The sequence below is a fragment of the Nitrospira sp. Vd2 genome (assembly GCF_979581665.1).
On record NZ_CEFZSK010000038.1, the window covers coordinates 111,633 to 128,056 of the forward strand.

16 protein-coding genes are annotated in these 16,424 nt (G+C 59.4%); all 16 read left to right on the forward strand.

Annotation, left to right across the window (positions count from 1 at the left end; all coding sequences use genetic code 11):
• The first annotated feature begins 1 nt into the window (after window position 1).
• The 16 genes from AC1U7K_RS15165 (at window position 2) to AC1U7K_RS15240 (ending at window position 16,420) form a co-directional block, all read left to right on the forward strand.
• Window positions 2-775, forward strand: a complete 774-nt coding sequence (locus AC1U7K_RS15165) for an adenosylcobinamide-GDP ribazoletransferase (RefSeq protein ID WP_480252369.1) — start codon at window positions 2-4, stop codon at window positions 773-775.
• A complete protein-coding gene (cbiB, locus tag AC1U7K_RS15170; RefSeq protein ID WP_480252371.1) occupies window positions 772-1,722 on the forward strand; it encodes an adenosylcobinamide-phosphate synthase CbiB in 951 nt (316 codons plus the stop codon). Before AC1U7K_RS15165 ends, cbiB begins: the two co-directional genes overlap by 4 nt.
• A complete protein-coding gene (gene cobD, locus AC1U7K_RS15175) occupies window positions 1,719-2,810 on the forward strand; it encodes a threonine-phosphate decarboxylase CobD (protein ID WP_480252372.1) in 1,092 nt (363 codons plus the stop codon). Before cbiB ends, cobD begins: the two co-directional genes overlap by 4 nt.
• The gene (locus tag AC1U7K_RS15180; RefSeq protein WP_480252373.1) at window positions 2,807-3,529 is read left to right on the forward strand and encodes an adenosylcobinamide amidohydrolase; all 723 of its coding nucleotides are present in this window, start codon (window positions 2,807-2,809) and stop codon (window positions 3,527-3,529) included. The genes cobD and AC1U7K_RS15180 overlap by 4 nt, the downstream gene beginning before the upstream one ends.
• Entirely contained in the window at window positions 3,526-5,082 is a 1,557-nt protein-coding gene (locus tag AC1U7K_RS15185; protein WP_480252374.1) for a cobyric acid synthase, read from the forward strand. The genes AC1U7K_RS15180 and AC1U7K_RS15185 overlap by 4 nt, the downstream gene beginning before the upstream one ends.
• Complete coding sequence (locus tag AC1U7K_RS15190) at window positions 5,073-5,672, forward strand: cob(I)yrinic acid a,c-diamide adenosyltransferase (RefSeq protein WP_480252376.1); 600 nt, start codon at window positions 5,073-5,075, stop codon at window positions 5,670-5,672. Before AC1U7K_RS15185 ends, AC1U7K_RS15190 begins: the two co-directional genes overlap by 10 nt.
• Before the next feature lie 347 nt (window positions 5,673-6,019).
• Complete coding sequence (locus AC1U7K_RS15195; RefSeq protein WP_480252377.1) at window positions 6,020-6,754, forward strand: Tll0287-like domain-containing protein; 735 nt, start codon at window positions 6,020-6,022, stop codon at window positions 6,752-6,754.
• A 39-nt stretch (window positions 6,755-6,793) separates the two neighbouring features.
• Window positions 6,794-7,159, forward strand: a complete 366-nt coding sequence (locus AC1U7K_RS15200; protein WP_480252378.1) for a response regulator transcription factor — start codon at window positions 6,794-6,796, stop codon at window positions 7,157-7,159.
• Between the two features lie 27 nt (window positions 7,160-7,186).
• Window positions 7,187-7,672 carry a chemotaxis protein CheW gene (locus AC1U7K_RS15205; RefSeq protein WP_480252379.1) on the forward strand — a complete coding sequence of 162 codons (486 nt, stop codon included), beginning with the start codon at window positions 7,187-7,189 and terminating at the stop codon, window positions 7,670-7,672.
• Window positions 7,673-7,744: 72 nt separating this feature from the next.
• The gene (locus AC1U7K_RS15210; RefSeq protein WP_480252380.1) at window positions 7,745-9,622 is read left to right on the forward strand and encodes a methyl-accepting chemotaxis protein; all 1,878 of its coding nucleotides are present in this window, start codon (window positions 7,745-7,747) and stop codon (window positions 9,620-9,622) included.
• A 30-nt stretch (window positions 9,623-9,652) separates the two neighbouring features.
• The gene (locus AC1U7K_RS15215; RefSeq protein WP_480252382.1) at window positions 9,653-12,523 is read left to right on the forward strand and encodes a hybrid sensor histidine kinase/response regulator; all 2,871 of its coding nucleotides are present in this window, start codon (window positions 9,653-9,655) and stop codon (window positions 12,521-12,523) included.
• A gap of 27 nt (window positions 12,524-12,550) precedes the next feature.
• A complete protein-coding gene (locus tag AC1U7K_RS15220; RefSeq protein WP_480252383.1) occupies window positions 12,551-13,156 on the forward strand; it encodes a chemotaxis protein CheW in 606 nt (201 codons plus the stop codon).
• A gap of 37 nt (window positions 13,157-13,193) precedes the next feature.
• Window positions 13,194-13,643 (forward strand): chemotaxis protein CheW, encoded by a 450-nt coding sequence (locus AC1U7K_RS15225; RefSeq protein ID WP_480252474.1) that lies wholly within the window; start codon window positions 13,194-13,196, stop codon window positions 13,641-13,643.
• Entirely contained in the window at window positions 13,618-14,688 is a 1,071-nt protein-coding gene (locus AC1U7K_RS15230; protein ID WP_480252384.1) for a response regulator, read from the forward strand. The genes AC1U7K_RS15225 and AC1U7K_RS15230 overlap by 26 nt, the downstream gene beginning before the upstream one ends.
• 39 nt (window positions 14,689-14,727) lie before the next feature.
• Complete coding sequence (locus AC1U7K_RS15235) at window positions 14,728-15,759, forward strand: hypothetical protein (RefSeq protein WP_480252386.1); 1,032 nt, start codon at window positions 14,728-14,730, stop codon at window positions 15,757-15,759.
• Window positions 15,760-15,889: 130 nt separating this feature from the next.
• On the forward strand, window positions 15,890-16,420 hold the full coding sequence (locus AC1U7K_RS15240; protein ID WP_480252388.1) for a hypothetical protein: 531 nt from the start codon (window positions 15,890-15,892) through the stop codon (window positions 16,418-16,420).
• Window positions 16,421-16,424: the final 4 nt, after the last annotated feature.

Genomic DNA, 16,424 nt, shown 5'->3' on the forward strand with positions numbered 1-16,424 from the left:
GATGCGAGGGTTTGTGACCGCGTGGGAATTCTTGACCGTGATCCCACTTCGCGCCGCCACTCGATCGCTGGAGCCGGATGACCTCGCGGCCTCAATGGCCTGGTTCCCCCTCGTCGGCCTGGTGATCGGTGCGGGCCTCGCCGCGACCGACCTCCTGGCCTCGGCGATCGTGAGCCCTGCGATTGTGAACGTGCTGTTGATCGTCGTGGGCGTCGTCTTGACGGGCGGGCTCCATGTCGACGGTTTGGCGGATACGATCGATGGGCTGGCGGGTGGACGCACGCCGACCGAGAGACTCCGAATCATGCGCGACGTGCATATCGGTGCGATCGGGGCCACGGGAATCATGTTGGCCTTGGGACTGCGCTTCGCCGCGCTCTCGGCCCTTCCCACGTCTCAGAGGATGGCCCTGCTGGTCTGCATGCCGCTTGCCGGCCGTTGGGCGATCGTGATGAGCAGCGTGGGGATGCGCTACGCCCGCGCCGAAGGTGGCTTGGCCCAGCCGTTTCTCCAGCAGCTCCGGTTCACGGATGTCCTTGGGGCAACGACGGTGTTCATGCTTGCCCTTACATGGACCGTCGGTCTCGCGAACGCGCTGCTCCTTGCCGTCCTTGTGGTGCTCGTGGCTCGGGGAATCTCCTTGATGGCGACCTGGCTCGTGGGCGGTATGACAGGCGATATCCTTGGCGCGGTGAATGAACTCGCGGAAATCGCATTTCTGATTGCCGCGCCCGTCATCGTGGGGCTTGAGAAGCCGTCATGGTTGCCGGCATGACGGCGTCTGAGCTGCTGGCCGCGTGCCTGCTCGATGCCGCGGTCGGCGATCCTCGCTGGATGCCGCACCCCGTGAAAGTGATGGGCGCCGCCATCGCAAGATATGAAGCGATCGTACGGCATCTCGCACACAGCCCATCGGTGCACCGGATTGCGGGCCTCGTCTTGGCAGTCGGTTTGCCCCTCGTGGTCGCGGCCGCGACCATGGGCATCATTGAGCTAGCGGCGCGGATCCATCCGTCGGCGCGGACCGCCGTCGTGGTGGTGCTTTCGTTCACCGCGCTCGCGGCGCGAGACCTTGTCGATCACATAAAGGCTGTCCTCCGCGCGCTGGAACGCGGCAGCCTGGTCGACGCACGGAGGGCTGTGGCGGAGATCGTGGGGCGTGACACGGAACGGCTGTCGGAGCCGGAGGTGGTGCGGGCAACCGTGGAAACGGTTGCGGAAAGTACGGCGGATGGCGTGATTGCTCCCCTGTTCTATCTCGTGCTCGGCGGTCCGGCCCTTGCGCTTGCCTTCAAAGCAGTCAGCACGCTCGACTCGATGATCGGGCATCTCGATGCGCGGTATCGCGACTTCGGCTGGGCCGCGGCGCGGCTCGACGATTTCGCTAACTGGCTGCCAGCCAGGATCGCAGCACTGCTGCTCGTCGCGGCTGCCGCCGTGACGACTCGTCGGGCTGGCGCCGCATGGAGGACGTTTCGTCGGGATGGCGCGAAGCATCCGAGTCCGAACAGCGGGAGGCCGGAGGCCGCGATGGCGGGTGCGCTGGGGGTTCAGCTGGGAGGCACCAACTGGTACGATGGGCGGCCCATTCAGCGACCGCTCCTAGGGGACAAGGAGAACGCGCTCGACCGACAACAGATTCGTGTCGCCGTGTGGACTATGATGGTGGCATGCGCGATCGGCGCCGTGATCGGCATCGTGATACTGAGTGTAATGCGATGAACGTGACGCACGGCGGAGATGTGTACGCGGCAGCCCGCGCGACCGGTCGGTCGATCCATCAGATCCTGGATTTCAGCGCGAGCATCAATTCGCTTGGCCCCTCAGCCAAGGTACAACGGGCGGTGCTTGCCGCGTGCCGGCTTCCTCCCCATTATCCTGATCCCAACTGTACAGCGTTGCGTGAGGCATTGGCGAAACACCACGGCATTGCTTCCGACTGTCTACTGATCGGCAACGGCTCGATTGAGCTGATCCATCTCCTTCCACTTGCCTTGAAACTCCGCCGAGTCTTGCTGATGGGCCCGACGTTCAACGAGTATGCGAGAGCGGTGGCCTTGCACGGAGGACAGGTGCTGTCAGTGAATGCCGATCGAGGGAAGGAATACCGGCCGCCGATCGAAGAGGCGCTCAAGCGAATCGAGGCATGCGACGCCGAGATCGATGCGGTGGTCTTCTGCAATCCGAACAACCCGACAGGTCGAAGCATCGAAGTCGAAGCCGCAACGAGGCTGATCGAAGCAGCGGCCCGACGTCGCGCGTGGGTCATCGTCGACGAGGCCTTCGTCGATTATTGCGAACAGCACTCGCTGCTACCACGTCTGGGGCGGCTCTCAAATGCGGTGATCCTCAGAAGCTTTACGAAATTGTATGCGCTGGCGGCATTCAGAGTCGGCTACGTCGCCGCGAGCAAACGAGTGATCGACAGTATCCGAGCCGTTCAGCCGCCCTGGTCGGTTAACAGGTTGGCCCAAGCGGCGGCGCTGGCGGCCCTCCATGACCGGCGCTATGCTGAGCGAACGCTTCGGTCAACGGCCGTGGAGCGAGCCGCCCTGATCGCCGGCCTCCGGTCCATCGGCGGTATCGTCGTCTATCCATCCGATGCCAATTTTCTTCTCTTGCAGCTTCCCGAGCCACATACCGCCACACGACTGACTCAGGGGCTATGGCGCATCGGCATCTTGATTCGAGACTGTTCGTTGACTGATGGACTGACGCCTCGGACTATCCGGATCGCCGTTCGGACGCGATTGGAGAATCGCCGGTTAGTTGTGGCACTCCGGCGTGCACTCATGGCAGGTGATCGATGACGCTTCGGACATCCTATGTCCTCGCACACAATACGCTGGTCATTGATCTTCGGCGCCCGCATCGTATGCTGTCGTCCGCGCCGCGCGGCGGAGGTGTGAGGCGTGCAAGATATGTCCTGAATCATCAGGTTCCCTTGCATCCTCAGGGAGGCAATCAACATTGGGGTGATCCCGCGCGGTATCTCGGAAAGCTGGCCGTCACGCTCGGCATAAAGGGACCGTGTGTCGGATTGATGACCGGTGTCTCGATCAAAGACGTTGTCATACGACGGGAGGAAACGGACGGCCTATGGGTCGAAGGCTTTCTTACCGTTGGCGTCTCGAATGCAGTCCGGGCGGGGGAGCCGGTCGAGGCGCAGAGACATGAGCATGTTGGGACGATCAACATCATTGTCCGCACGAACGCCGCGCTCCCGACCGCCGCGCTCGTCGGCGTGGTTCAGGTCGTCACCGAAAGCAAGACTGTGGCCTTGATCGATGAATGCGTGCTGACATCGACCAGACACCTGGCCACTGGAACCGGCACCGATGCGACCGTTGTGATCAGCGGCGAGGAGCAACACGTTCGGTATAGCGGCACGCACACCAAGCTTGGCGAACTGGTCGGACGAGTGGTGTATGCTGGAGTCGTTGAAGGATTGAAGCGCTATCGCCAATGGCTCGAAGCCTCGCGATCGGATGGTCGACCGCGGCGACAGAACGGCAGGGAAAGGCCATGAAGCGTGCGCAAGCCATCGCGATTTTCGGGACAGGCTCGAACGTCGGCAAGAGCGTGATCGCAGCCGGTCTCTGTCGCTTGCTCGCACGGTGGAGTGTGAAGGTGGCGCCGTTCAAGGCGCAAAACATGTCGTTGAATTCCTTCGTCACGCCCGAAGGGGGAGAAATTGGTCGCGCCCAAGCACTGCAGGCGCGGGCGTGCAGTGTGCCGCCGCACGTCGACATGAATCCAATTTTGTTGAAACCGGAATCGGATCAGCGGTCGCAGGTGATCGTGCACGGACGGATCTGGGGGGCTTCCGAAGCCGACGCATATTTAGCGCAGACTATGAACCTGTTTCGGTTCGTCGAGACAAGCTATAGACGATTGGCAGAACGCTTCGATGCCCTTGTCATCGAAGGTGCCGGAAGTGCGGCTGAAGTGAATTTACGGAACCGCGACATCGCGAACTGGCGTGTCGCAGAGTTGGCCGATGCTGCCGTGGTGCTCGTTGCAGATATCGACTGCGGTGGTGTCTTCGCTCAAGTCATTGGCACGTTGGACCTCCTTCAACCTGATGAGCGACGTCGAGTGATCGGCATCATCGTGAACAAGTTCCGTGGAGACCGACGATTGTTTTCCGACGGCGTCGCGTTTCTCAAACAGCGGACCGGCGTTCCTGTTCTCGGTGTAGTTCCTTTTTTGCGCGATCTTCGCTTAGACGAGGAAGACAGCCTTCAGGGGGCACAGAGACCCACCGTGCCCTTCTCGCCCGATCGCATCAACATCGCGGTGGTCTTATTGCCACGGATGAGCAATTTTACGGATTTCCTGCCCCTGAGTGAGGAAGCCGACGTCGCGTTGAACTATGCGGCCTCGCCACCTGATCTTCGGGGTGCCGATGTGATTATCATCCCGGGCAGCAAGAATACGATTGAAGACCTGGAATATGTCTTCTCTACGGGGATGAGCCTGGCCATTCATGAGCATGTGCAGCAAGGGGGCGGGGTCGTCGGAATTTGCGGCGGGTATCAGATGTTGGGGCGGGAGATTCATGATCCCCATCGGGTGGAAGCCGGAGGGACGGCATGTGGGTTGGGACTGCTCGATGTGACGACGGAGCTGACGACGGTCAAGAACACGTATAAAGTGAAGGCCTTGCCTCTTCATGTACCGATCGAGCACGCCGCTCCACTTCCAGGCTATTACATTCATGTCGGGAGGACCGTGCGGCGCGGGCCGCAACCTTGTTTTCAAATTCTGACTGACCTCGATCCCGCTGGCAGTTCAATAGGAAGTGAAGACGGGGCGCTCGCTGGCCGCGTGTGGGGAACCTACATCCATGGTCTTTTCGATCACGCGATCTTTCGGCGCGCCTGGTTGAATTCCGTACGGCGACGGAAAAGCCTGGATCCGCTTCCCGAGCGGATATCCGAACAGGTGAATTCGCGGCTACAGGGTGAGTTGGATCGATGGGCCAATCATTTGGCGGAACACCTCGATCTCGGTTTCGTTCGCCGGGCTCTTCGGCTAAACGACGACCGGGAAGAGCAAGGAGTGTCACGATGCGGCTGACGAAAATTTATACGCGAACAGGCGACGCTGGCAAAACTCGATTGGCTGGAGGCCAGGAGGTTTGGAAAGACAGCCTCCGCGTTGAAGCCTACGGCACGGTCGACGAGCTCAATGCCGTGCTGGGCCTTGCCCGGGTGTTCAATGCCGATGCGCCAGGCGACACCCGTGTGTCAGCGACGCTCGACGAGCACCTACGGTGGATTCAAAACAAACTATTTGACGCGGGCTCTCTTCTCGCGACGGCCCCCGGGCAGGTCTTCCGCAACATGCCGTCAATCAACTCTGGAGATGTCGCGCGACTCGAGCACCTCATCGACGAGTGTCAGAAGGAGCTATCGCCCTTGAAGGAATTTATTTTGCCCGGCGGTGGGAAGGTCTCGGGCTTTGTGCACCAGGCACGAACCGTGTGCCGCCGCGCGGAGCGCGTTTGTATCAAGCTGGCTCATGAGGAAACGGTTGATCCGCACATCATCCAATTCCTCAACCGACTCAGCGACACGTTGTTTGTCGTCGCTCGATGGATTGCGAAGAAGCAGGGTGAGGGCGAGTTCTTATGGGAACGGCAGACCGCAGCCGATGAACGCAAGTAATCAATCGTGCTCGCACTCCGAGTCGCCCGAGGAATGTAAGCCGAACACCCCGATAACCGAAAATTTGCTGCTTTGGCCAGAAATTGTAGTGCCGCTGTTGCCGCCTCTCAAATTGCTCGATCCCCCTCCATCGACTCTTCCTCCACAACGGATTCGTTGGCGCTGTATTCATTACGTATTTAGCCGATAGACCTCCCGCTCTTGTGATCTTTCCTCCTGCGTCGGCCGGCAGGCATTAAACTTGCTCGCCGCCCTGTGCCGATCTGTACTTAATATATTTACGTTATTCAGTGGCTCTCAGTGCGGTTTTCCCGGCTTTGGCTATATTTACTCGAAAGGGGGGCGAAATGATGAACGTCAAAGGCATGAGTCTCAGCATGGCGGTGGCCATCTGTGCGCTCCTAATATGGTCGGCACCTTTACAGGCCGCGAATGAGGCCGAAGTCGGTGAATTGCTGGTGAAGCTGCTCCAGGCGGGTCGGGCCGTGATCTCTGCTCATCAGGACCTCATCAACGACTCGACGAAAGGCAACAAGGGTTTCACGCCCGAATACATGGGCGACAAGATGATCGAGAAATATCGTGAGATGACCAAGATCGATTTGCGCCAGCCGAACAGTACTCCGTATGCCAAAGTTCTGCTCGCGCTCGTCGATTCCGGCAAGGAAGTCATTGCGGAAGCCCAACCGGCCATCAATAAGCAGGGGATTGGATTTAAGGGCATGATCCCCGCGGCGTGGGGGCGGAAGACCGGGGACAAGTTTGCACAAAAGACCGGAATTCGCTTGAAGCTCACCGCAGTCGATTATCGCTTCCCTGGAAATAAACCCGATGATTTCGAGTCGGAAGTCCTGAAGATGTTCAACGACCCTTCCTATCCACGGGAGAAGGAGTACAGCCGAACGGTCATGTACGAAGGACGGCCGGCGCTGCGAATCATGACGCCGGAATACGCGGGGCCGAGCTGCCTAAAGTGCCATGGCGATCCCAAGGGCGAAAAGGATATTACCGGGTATAAGCGAGAAGGCCTGAAGGAGGGAGGATTAGCTGGGGCGATCAGCTTGGTTATTCCTGTGCACTGAGTGTGTGGTGAGGGTAAGCAGCTTTTAACTTGGAGGGACATGATGAGCAAGATCGTGGTTGTCGATGACTCGTACGCCGAACTGCAGTTGATTGAGAATGTACTCAAAGGCGCCAATCACACGGTGGTCTGTTATCCGAATACCGAGAAGCTTGAGGATAAGCTACTTACTGAACGCCCCGATGCGATCGTGCTCGATGTCGTCATGCCAGGCCGGAACGGTTTCCAGGCATGCCGTGACCTGAAGGCCGACGATCGGTTCAAAAATATTCCTGTCGTGCTCTGTACCTCCAAAGGGCAGGAGAGTGACAGGTTTTGGGGACAACAGCAAGGCGCCAATGCCTACATCGTGAAGCCGTTCAAAGGTGAGGACCTGTTGGCGGCGGTGAAGAAGGTTTTGAACTAACGCGTCGCCGGCGTCCAACTGGAAGTTATGGAAACGGTTGCACCTTCGCTCGAACAGACACGCCCGGGCCTGACCTCCGTCGACGAGTCGGCTTTACGGGTGTGTCTAATCACGTTGGGCGGAGAACTGTTCGCCATCGACCTTCGCTATGTCAGGGAGGTCTTCGAGATCGAATCCGCGACTCCCGTGCCCGGCTTGCCGTCATCCCTGACAGGCGTGGCGAATCTTCGAGGTCTTGTAATTCCCTTGGCGGATTTGCGCGGCATGATGGGCCTTTCGACGAGCGGACCCGCGCCGCAGTGCGCCGTCGTCGTCAAGCATGCGTCGCATCAGCTGGCGGTGCTAATTGAAGGCGTGCCGGAGATCAGAACAATTCACCGCACTCAATTGCTTCCCGCTGTGATCAATGCCGAGGGCAAATCCAGGCCGTTCGTCTCAGCCGTGCTGAAGCTCGAAGACCGACTTGGGGCGATGCTCGAAGTACCGGCGCTCTTCAAGCAGCTGGAAATGTAGAAGGGGAACGGAGAATTCTCACGCAGAGAGACGGGGTGACACGATGATGGGTCGGGGAAGGGAGGAGTGACCATGGTCAAGTTCGGCATCAGGGAGTGGTTTCAAAACCTCAAGACGCAAGCCAAGCTCATGGTCGGATTCGGCGCCGTGAGCATCGTCATTTTGACCATGACAGGCGTCAGCTTGTACACCCTCCAACAGCTGCGTGAGGCCTTCCGCCTGCTCAACGATGAGTCGGCTGTCGTCCTCGCCAATCTCGGGGCGGTGAGTAATGGTCTGGCCGACTATCATCGGCAAGTCACCGCGCTGCCGCAGGAAGTGCGAAAGAGGGAGGACTTGGATCTCATCGTCCGTCGCCTTACGCAACTCAAGGCAGACGCGGAAAAGCGAATCGAGGAGTACGGCGCGAGTGCCAAGCGGGTTTCGAAAACGGGGCGCAACGAGGAACACGACTATAAGCGATTCCGTGATGCCGTCACGGCGTATTTCAAGGAAGCCGAAGGTGCGTTCAGCGCGTATGCGGAAAGTTTTACCGATACGACCCTGAGCAGGGAGCAGGCTCAGGAGTTGAGAAACCTCGCGAACCTGTCCATCACCGTCAATTTGTCCCTATTGCGTGAACAGGTCATCAAAATGGCCGGTGAATTGTTCACGACCGTCCGCGATCTTGCCGGCGACGTGAACGATGATGGGCAAGCGCTCGCAAAACGAAGCGGCGCGGCGCTCTTTGTCGCGGGATTCATCGCCGTCGCGTTGGGTCTCGGCATCGGTTACTGGATGGCGCGGTATTTCGCACGCGGCGTCACCCACATCGCTGACGTCGCGACCCTCGCGGCCTCGGGTCAGTATCAAGCTCGTGCGAAGCTGTCGAGCCGAGACGAATTAGGTCAGATGGCCGGCGCGTTCAACTCGATGCTGGATCGAATCACCGCTCTCGTCCAAACGGAAGGCGAGCGCGACAAGATGCAGCGCCAGCTTATGCAATTCTTGGCCTTGGTGTCCGACGTGGGTAAAGGTGACCTGACCAAGCGCGGGACGGTGACCGAGGATATGTTCGGTAATCTCGCCGACGCCTTTAACTTGATGTTGGATCGATTCGGCAAACTGCTCCGACAAGTCAAGGAGGCCGCCGAGCGTGTCAACCAATCCGCGGGCGCTTTGCGCGACACGTCGGGTCAGATGGCGGGGACCGCTAAACACCAGGCGGAAGAATCAGTGCGTGCCTTGAGCTCCGTCGAAAGCCTGGCGGCTTCCATGAAGGAAGTGGCTCAGACCGCTGGCGCGTCCTCTGAGAGCGCCAGGCAGGTGTTAACAGCCACCGAGCGCGGCCGGCTTGCCGTGCAGGAGACCGTGCAGGACATGCAGAACATTCGCGGTGCCGTGCAACGCATGTCCAAACAGGTCAAAGGTCTCGGCGATCGCTCCTTGGAAATTAGCCAAATCGTGTCCACCATCCGAGATATCGCCTCGCAAACAAACCTCCTCGCGTTGAACGCTGCCATCGAGGCTGCGGGTGCCGGTGAAGCGGGGGCCAGGTTCGCGGTCGTCGCCGATCAGGTGCGGAAGCTGGCCGAAAACTCAACGCAAGCGACACGCGAAATTGCGGACCTGGTCAAAGTGATTCAGCAAGAGACGCAAGATGCGGTTGTCGCGATGGAGCAGGAAACCCAGGCCGTGGAAGCCGGGTCGGCATCAGCACTCCGTACCGGCGACGTGTTCAAAGAGATTTCTGAAATCGCCCAGCGGTCCGCGGAGCTGGCTCAGCTCATCGCCCGATCAGCGACCGAACAGGCCTCGAATACCGAAAACGTCGGTACCACGATCAAAGACTTTACCGGGGGTGCCGTGGCGACGCAGAAAGCCACCGACTCGGCTCGGACCACCGTCGAGGAAATGGCGAAGCTGGCCGAAAACCTTGCAGGCTCGGTCGCTCAATTCAAGATCGCGTAGGGCGGTCTGACGTTGAGTGTCGGGGGATGAATGGCTCCTGATTTTGATCGTCAAGACCTCATCAGCATCTTCGTCGCCGAGGCCGAAGATAGTCTCGCAAAGTTAGCGACCGTCCTTCACCAGCCACAAGGGGTGTGCCCGACTCGAGAGGCGGTCCGCGAACAATACATCGTCGCGCACACCCTAAAAGGCGCCTCGGCACTCTATGGCTACGCCGAGGTGGCGGCGCTCACCGACATTCTTGAAACGACCATCGAACAATCGGTCGAATGTCACGAGAACACATGGCCGATGACGGTGGAGATGCTTCGAGACCTCGTTCGAACGCTCCAACTCCAGATCGCGCGGATTAAGGAAACGGGGAGCGAGGATGCCGGTTGTTCTGAAGCGTGGGCGGCACGGCATAACGGCTTGTTCCCGGCCTGTGATGTCTCAGCCGTAAGCGAGCAGCAGGCGTCGGTCGATCGCTACGATCTCTCAGACCAGTATCTGCTCCCAGGCTTGGACCCCGAGGTGGTCTCCTATTTCGCCCCTGAAGCACAGGAATATCTGGAGACGATGGAGTCGGCTCTCCTGCGGCTGGAAAAATCGCCGGGCGATGTCGAGGTTCTCCAGCAATTGTTTCGCACGGCGCACACGCTGAAGGGATCCGCCCATACCGTTGGGTTTACCTCCATCGGGGATCTGATCCACCATGTGGAGGATTTTGTCGGTGCTGTCCGAGAAGGCCGTATGTCCATGTCATCGGACATCATCGACATGATTTTTCGCGTGATCGACGTCGTCAAAATCCTCATGAAGCGTGACTCGCGGCTAGTGGAGCAGGCCAGGCAAGACTTCAAGATGGTTCTTGCCCGACTGATCCAGCTTGGCGCCACCATCGGACAGATCGGCGTGTCTGAGCGGTCTCAAGGCGGCGTATCGGTCGCTGCTCCTGAAGAGCCGGCGCAGCGCGACGAGGCACAACCAGATGCCGGCCGGAAAGATCACGAGCCACGAACCGAAGAGACGGCCGTAATCCGCGTCAGCCGCGATCGCCTCGAGCGGCTTCTGAACCTTGTCGGTGAGTTAGTCATTAGCCGCGGTCGCCTCGAGCAACGTTTGGTGGCGTTGGAGCAATTGTCCAATCAGCTGCTGACGTTCAAGGGCCGCATGTTAGAGGCGGTGCGGTCATTCGAGGAAAAACACGCGTTCACCTTGCCGGCCGCCGCACCAGCGCCTGGAACGGTGACCAGCCAGGGGCCCGTCAATCTCGCTCAGGTTCACGGGCTCGGCGATTTCGGAGTGTTGGAGTTTGACCGCTATGACGACTTCAACATTCTCGCTCGACGTCTCGCCGAAGTATCGGCCGACGTCGGTGAATCGATGGCCCAGCTCAACGGCTCCATCCGGAAGGCCCGTGAAGACATGGGTCAGCTTCAGCATTTGTCGCTTAGCATGCGGGATGAAATTGCACGTGCGCGGATGGTTCCCATCGGAACTCCCTTTGTCAGGTTCCGGCGTGCGATTCGTGAAATGGCGCGTATCACCGGCAAGCAGGTAACGCTGGTGACTGCCGGCGAACATACCGAAGTCGATACCGGGGTGGTCGAGCGGCTGGTCGATCCGCTCGTCCATCTCGTAAGAAACGCCGTGTACCACGGGATTGAACCGGCAGACGTGCGACAGGCACGCGGTAAGCCGGCGACGGGCACGGTCTATCTGACAGCGGCCCACCGCGGTAATGCCGTCGTCATCGAGGTCGAAGACGATGGGGCCGGTATTGATGTCGAAAAGATCAAGGCCAAGGCCGTCTCCCTGGGACTTGCGTCGGCCGAATCGGTCGGCGCCCTCTCCGATGCGGAGGCGATCAAGTTTATTTTTATGCCGGGCTTCTCGACGGCCGAGTCCGTGGGGGATGTGGCAGGTCGCGGCGTCGGTATGGATGTGGTGAAGCAGACCTTGGAAGCGATGAACGGGCAGATCGAGGTCGAGACGGAAGTGGGAGTCGGCACGAAATTTACACTCCGACTGCCATTGACGTTGTTGATCTCGACGGCACTGCTCGTCCGGGTTGGTCAGCATCGCTACGCACTACCGCTTCCGAATATTCGAGAAGTCATTATGCCGGCGCCCGGAGCGATTCAAGATCTCGGCGGGCATCCGGTCCTGCACGTGAGCGACGAGGCCATCGACATCGAGGCGACGGCAACCCTACTCGGCGTCGAGGCGAGTGCCGCGATTCAAGCTTCTCCAATCGTCATCGTCCGGACCTCGACGGGGGTCCAGGGGTTGGCGGTTGACGAGTTGCTGGGACGACAAGAAATCGTCATCAAAGCATTGAGTACCTTAAAGCCGTTCCAAGAATCGCCCTTCGTCGGTGCGACGATCGATCCAGAAGGGCACGTGATCCTCGTGCTCGATCTCGCGAAACTTTTCGCCGGGCGGCGAAGTGCTGCCAGCCCCGCACCGCTGGAAGAGGAGAGGACAGCACAAGTGGGTCACGGGACTGACCTGCGATCAGCAGAGCGGACCGGAAAGGAAACGAAGATTCTCTTGATCGACGATTCATTGAGCATCCGGAAGTTCGTCGGAAAAATGCTCGAGGGGGCCGGGTATCTGGTCGATACGGCCGTAGACGGAGAAGAAGGGTTGCGCAGGGCCGCCGGGGGCGACTATCACGTCATCATCACTGACCTAGAGATGCCAAAGTTAAATGGCTATGAAGTGATCCAGGCCTTACGGGACCGGCCACAAACCAAGGCCACGCCAATCTTGGTGATGACAACGCGCGCCGGAGAGAAGCACCGCCAACTGGCGCTGAGTGCGGGCGCGTCTGGGTATATTGCGAAGCCGGTCGAAGAACGGTCCCTGATCATGGAAATTGCGCGGTGGAGTACGCAGGCGCCTGCTCGATCGTGACGGTTCTTGGCATCAGATGAGACGCGCATGAGCCTACGAGGGCGACGGCAGGGCGCGACGCTTGAGGCAAGGACGGAGGAATTTCTTATTGTGATGTGTGAAGCCACGCATTTTGCGATTGCCACCGATGCGGTACGCAGCGTCGTCGGTTCCGAAGACGGAGACGTGGACCGCGTGTTGGCGGCGTTTGGCATTACGCAACCGCCGTCTCACTTAGCGGAGCACTTCGGCCTCCCTGGTTCCTACTTGTCACCCGATTCCCGTCTTTTGATTTGCCAGGGCGAGCAGGGGAGACATGGGGCGTTTCGTGTTGATCAAGTGCTTGGGCTCCGAGACGTACGAGTTCAAGACATCCAACCGTTGCCTGCCCATTTCATTGGGCCGGAGCGCCAATGGTTCCGTGGTGTCTGCCTCTTCGACGACACCGTGGCCGTCGTCGTCAACATGGGGTCGTTGTTGGCAAAAGGAGCCACGGTGGGAGGCATGACGCAGTTCGCAACCAACTCTTTGTCCGAGGTCTCGTCACCATATGCCGGGATGCAAAAGAAAACGTTCTCGACCGGTGACGCCTGGCAGTCGATCGAGTTGGAGGAAGCCGGTGATGGCGACGACGCTCCGTGGGCTGAAATCTAAACGTGCTCGCGTCGCGGGAAAGGCTGCGAAGGCCGTCATGCTACTCCTTTTTTCGGTGGGGGGACGACGGATTGCCGCACGTGCCGAGGAAGTCGGGGGCGTGTGGCCGTGGCAACGGGCGGAAAACGTCCCGAGCGCAACACCATTCATTACGGCGGTGTTACGACGAGGGGAGGAGATCTTGCCGGTGTTCGACTTGGCCGGCCGGTTGAATGTTCAGGTTAGAGGAGAGGCGCCCTTGTGCTTGATCGCGAAACGACATGATGGCCCCCTTGCCGTCTGCATCGATGGTGATATCCCGGCCCTCCATATGGTCGAGGAAAGCAGTATTCGGCCGATCACATGGAAAGATTCCGACGTGAAAGGGACGTGCCGGATAGGAGTGGAGGAAATCCCAATATATTCGCTCGCCCATCTAGGGCTTGTCGCGATGAACTCTGCGCGAGAGAGTGGAGGCGGTTATGCCAAAAATCCTGGTCGCGGATGACAGTATTACAGTAAGAAAGGTCGCCGAGCGGCTGCTGACAGAAGCCGGCATGGAGGTAGCCCTTGCGGCGAGCGGCGAAGAGGCAATGGCATATCTCTCCACAGAACACCCGGACTTCGTCATCAGTGACGTCATCATGCCGGATAAGAGCGGCTACGACGTTTGCCGTTTCGTGCGATCCCACGAGCCGCTCGCGAACACGCCCGTCCTGTTGATCAGTGGCATCGTCAACGATGAGGTCAATCGGCAGGCCGAGTCGTGCCGGGCCAATGGCGTCCTGAAGAAGCCGTTTCAAGGCACCTCGTTACAGGAGCGGGTGCGGGAGCTCCTGGCGAAGCGATCGGAGCCGGAGGCCGAAGCCGCTTCCGTGCCGGCTCCCGAGACAGCACCGGCAGCCGTTACCCCAAGCGCCCCTGTATCGGTCCCAGAGGCTGCGTCGGCGCCAAAAGCGTACCGAATCACCGAGGAACAGCTTCAATCGTTCCGGGAAGCATCGGCACGGATCAAGGAGCTGGAGGTCCTATTGGAAGAAGAACGCGCCCGCTCCGCTCGAGTCGTGGAAGAGTCGAACGGGCGCAGCGCGGGCCGCGTGGCCGAGTTGGAAGCGGCGTTGGCCGAATCTCATCGGCAGATGGAGGTATTGGCGACGCGCGCCAGCAAGGTCGAAATATTGGAACGTCGAAATGAGGAATTGGAGCGGACGGTTGCTGACCTGCGCCAAACGGGTCTTGGAAATGATGAGCAGATGTCGGGCGCCCCGCATGCAACTGTCGCGGATCTTCAGGCATTGTTGGCCGAGCAACAGCAGCGTCTTGCCGAATTGGCCAATGAAGTGCTCCAGCATGGAGAGGCGAGCGAGAAAGTCAAAGCCTTGGAAGCGTCCGTTGCCGAGGAACAGGCGCGAGCGGAAGAACTGAAGAAGCGCTGCCATGAGATGGAACAAGCCCTGCATGAAGCACGCTCGCGAGTCGAGGAATTGACGGCTGTGCTCACAAAGATCGGCCACCTTGCCGGTTCATCGAACGGAGGTTCGTCCCCTTATTGATCATATCTCCAGTGCTGAGGCGATTCACGAGTAGGCACCATGGTCAGCTCGATCGACGAAGACGCGTTCCTCGATGAAGTTTTAGGACTCTTCGTCCTCGAAGCGCAAGAGTGGATCAGCCAAAGCAACACCGCCCTGCTCGAGCTGGAACATCATCCCGCCTCCGATCGAAAGACCAAGCTCTACGATACGATTTCCTGCGGGATTACGAACCTGGGCGGTTCCGCCGCCACCGTTGAGCTTCGAGACCTGGAGAAGCTTGCGTTTGCCCTACTCCCTTTGCTGCAGTCCCTCCGCGATCGATCGGAGAATGTCTCCGCCGATCTGCTCGCCGTCCTGCGGCAAGGCCTCAACACGATCATTGCGACGGTACAGAGTCTCAATGACACGAAGACCGGAAAGATCGGCAACCTCGAGGGGTTGCTCAGGCAAATCGATGCCGCACGTCAAGAGGCCTCGAAGCCGGAGACAGCGAAACCGGAAATGGCAGCCACGCCGGCCGTTGTTGCACCCCCGCCTCCGCCCCCGCCGTCGACGTCCATCATGGACCGGTTAACCGAGTGCCAACGCCACGGTGTGGGGTCTCCCGATCAAACGCGGCATATGGTTGAGGCGGTGATTCGAAAGGCGAAAAAGGACTATGGGGAGCGCGGATGGCGGCACATTGACGGGCCGACGGTCAAGCAGATCATGCAAGAACTGGAAGCGCTGGACGAGCAATTTCTTGAAGAGGTCGGCCGCCGGGTACCTGCAATTTGCGCCGGCTTCAGTGATTTGAAAGCGGCAGAGGGGAACCACGCCGTCTTGAATGGCCGGTTCGAAAAATTACAGCAAGAGGTGCACTCGGTGCACGACGCCGCGCGTACAGCCGACGCCAAGAGCGTGATGTTGTTCTTCCATGGTCTGCAAACGTTTTTGGCGATATTGTCCGAACAATCAGTAGAAATTCCGGTGCAGCGCATCCAAGCGGTGGAACAGCGACTGCAAACCGTCCTCGCCTCCGCTCAGCAATGGGTCGAACTGGGCAAAATGGAGCGCTCCTCGATTCAGCAGATTCTCGGCGAGAATTAGGCCTTCTCGCTACAGCGTCCTCTCCTCAGATCCCTCTCGTGCTCCGTGATTCATCAGATTCATTTGACTAAAGGCTCTTGCTATAATCCGGGCCGCACTTCGCCGAACCTACTTCAAGCCGCCGGTCATCATGCCCAAGATCATTACGGCCCATCGTGCGCAGGATGAGCAACATCAGGCGCGCGAGTACATCCGTCGGCATATTCTCTTGCCGTCGAGCATTCTTGGGCTCATCTTCATGGTGTCGGGCCTGGCCGCCATGGTCTATCAATTTTTTTCGCTCGGCTACGGCGGGGAAACATTTCTCGAGAGCATCGGGCTGTTGCTGGCCGGCGTTCTGATCGGATGGCTGCAGACGCGGTATCACCACTATCTTCTCGATCGGTTTCCGGGCCACTTCGCCGCGCGACTGAGACTGTTTGCGAAGGATCCCAGGAAGCGCAGCCGGAAGGAGCCGCCGGTGCCTAGGATCGACCATGCCGGGCGGTCGATTGTGCCGTTTGGTTACGCGGCCGGAGCGGCACTCCTGTTCGGTCTCTCGGCCATCAGCTCGATGCTCGGCCATACTTACTACGTGGCCGCCTTTCTCATTCCGTGGATGGGCTTCTTCTGGGCAAAGGTGTATTTCTGGCGGAGCGTGCTCCTCGAGGGGGGACGGTAGGCAG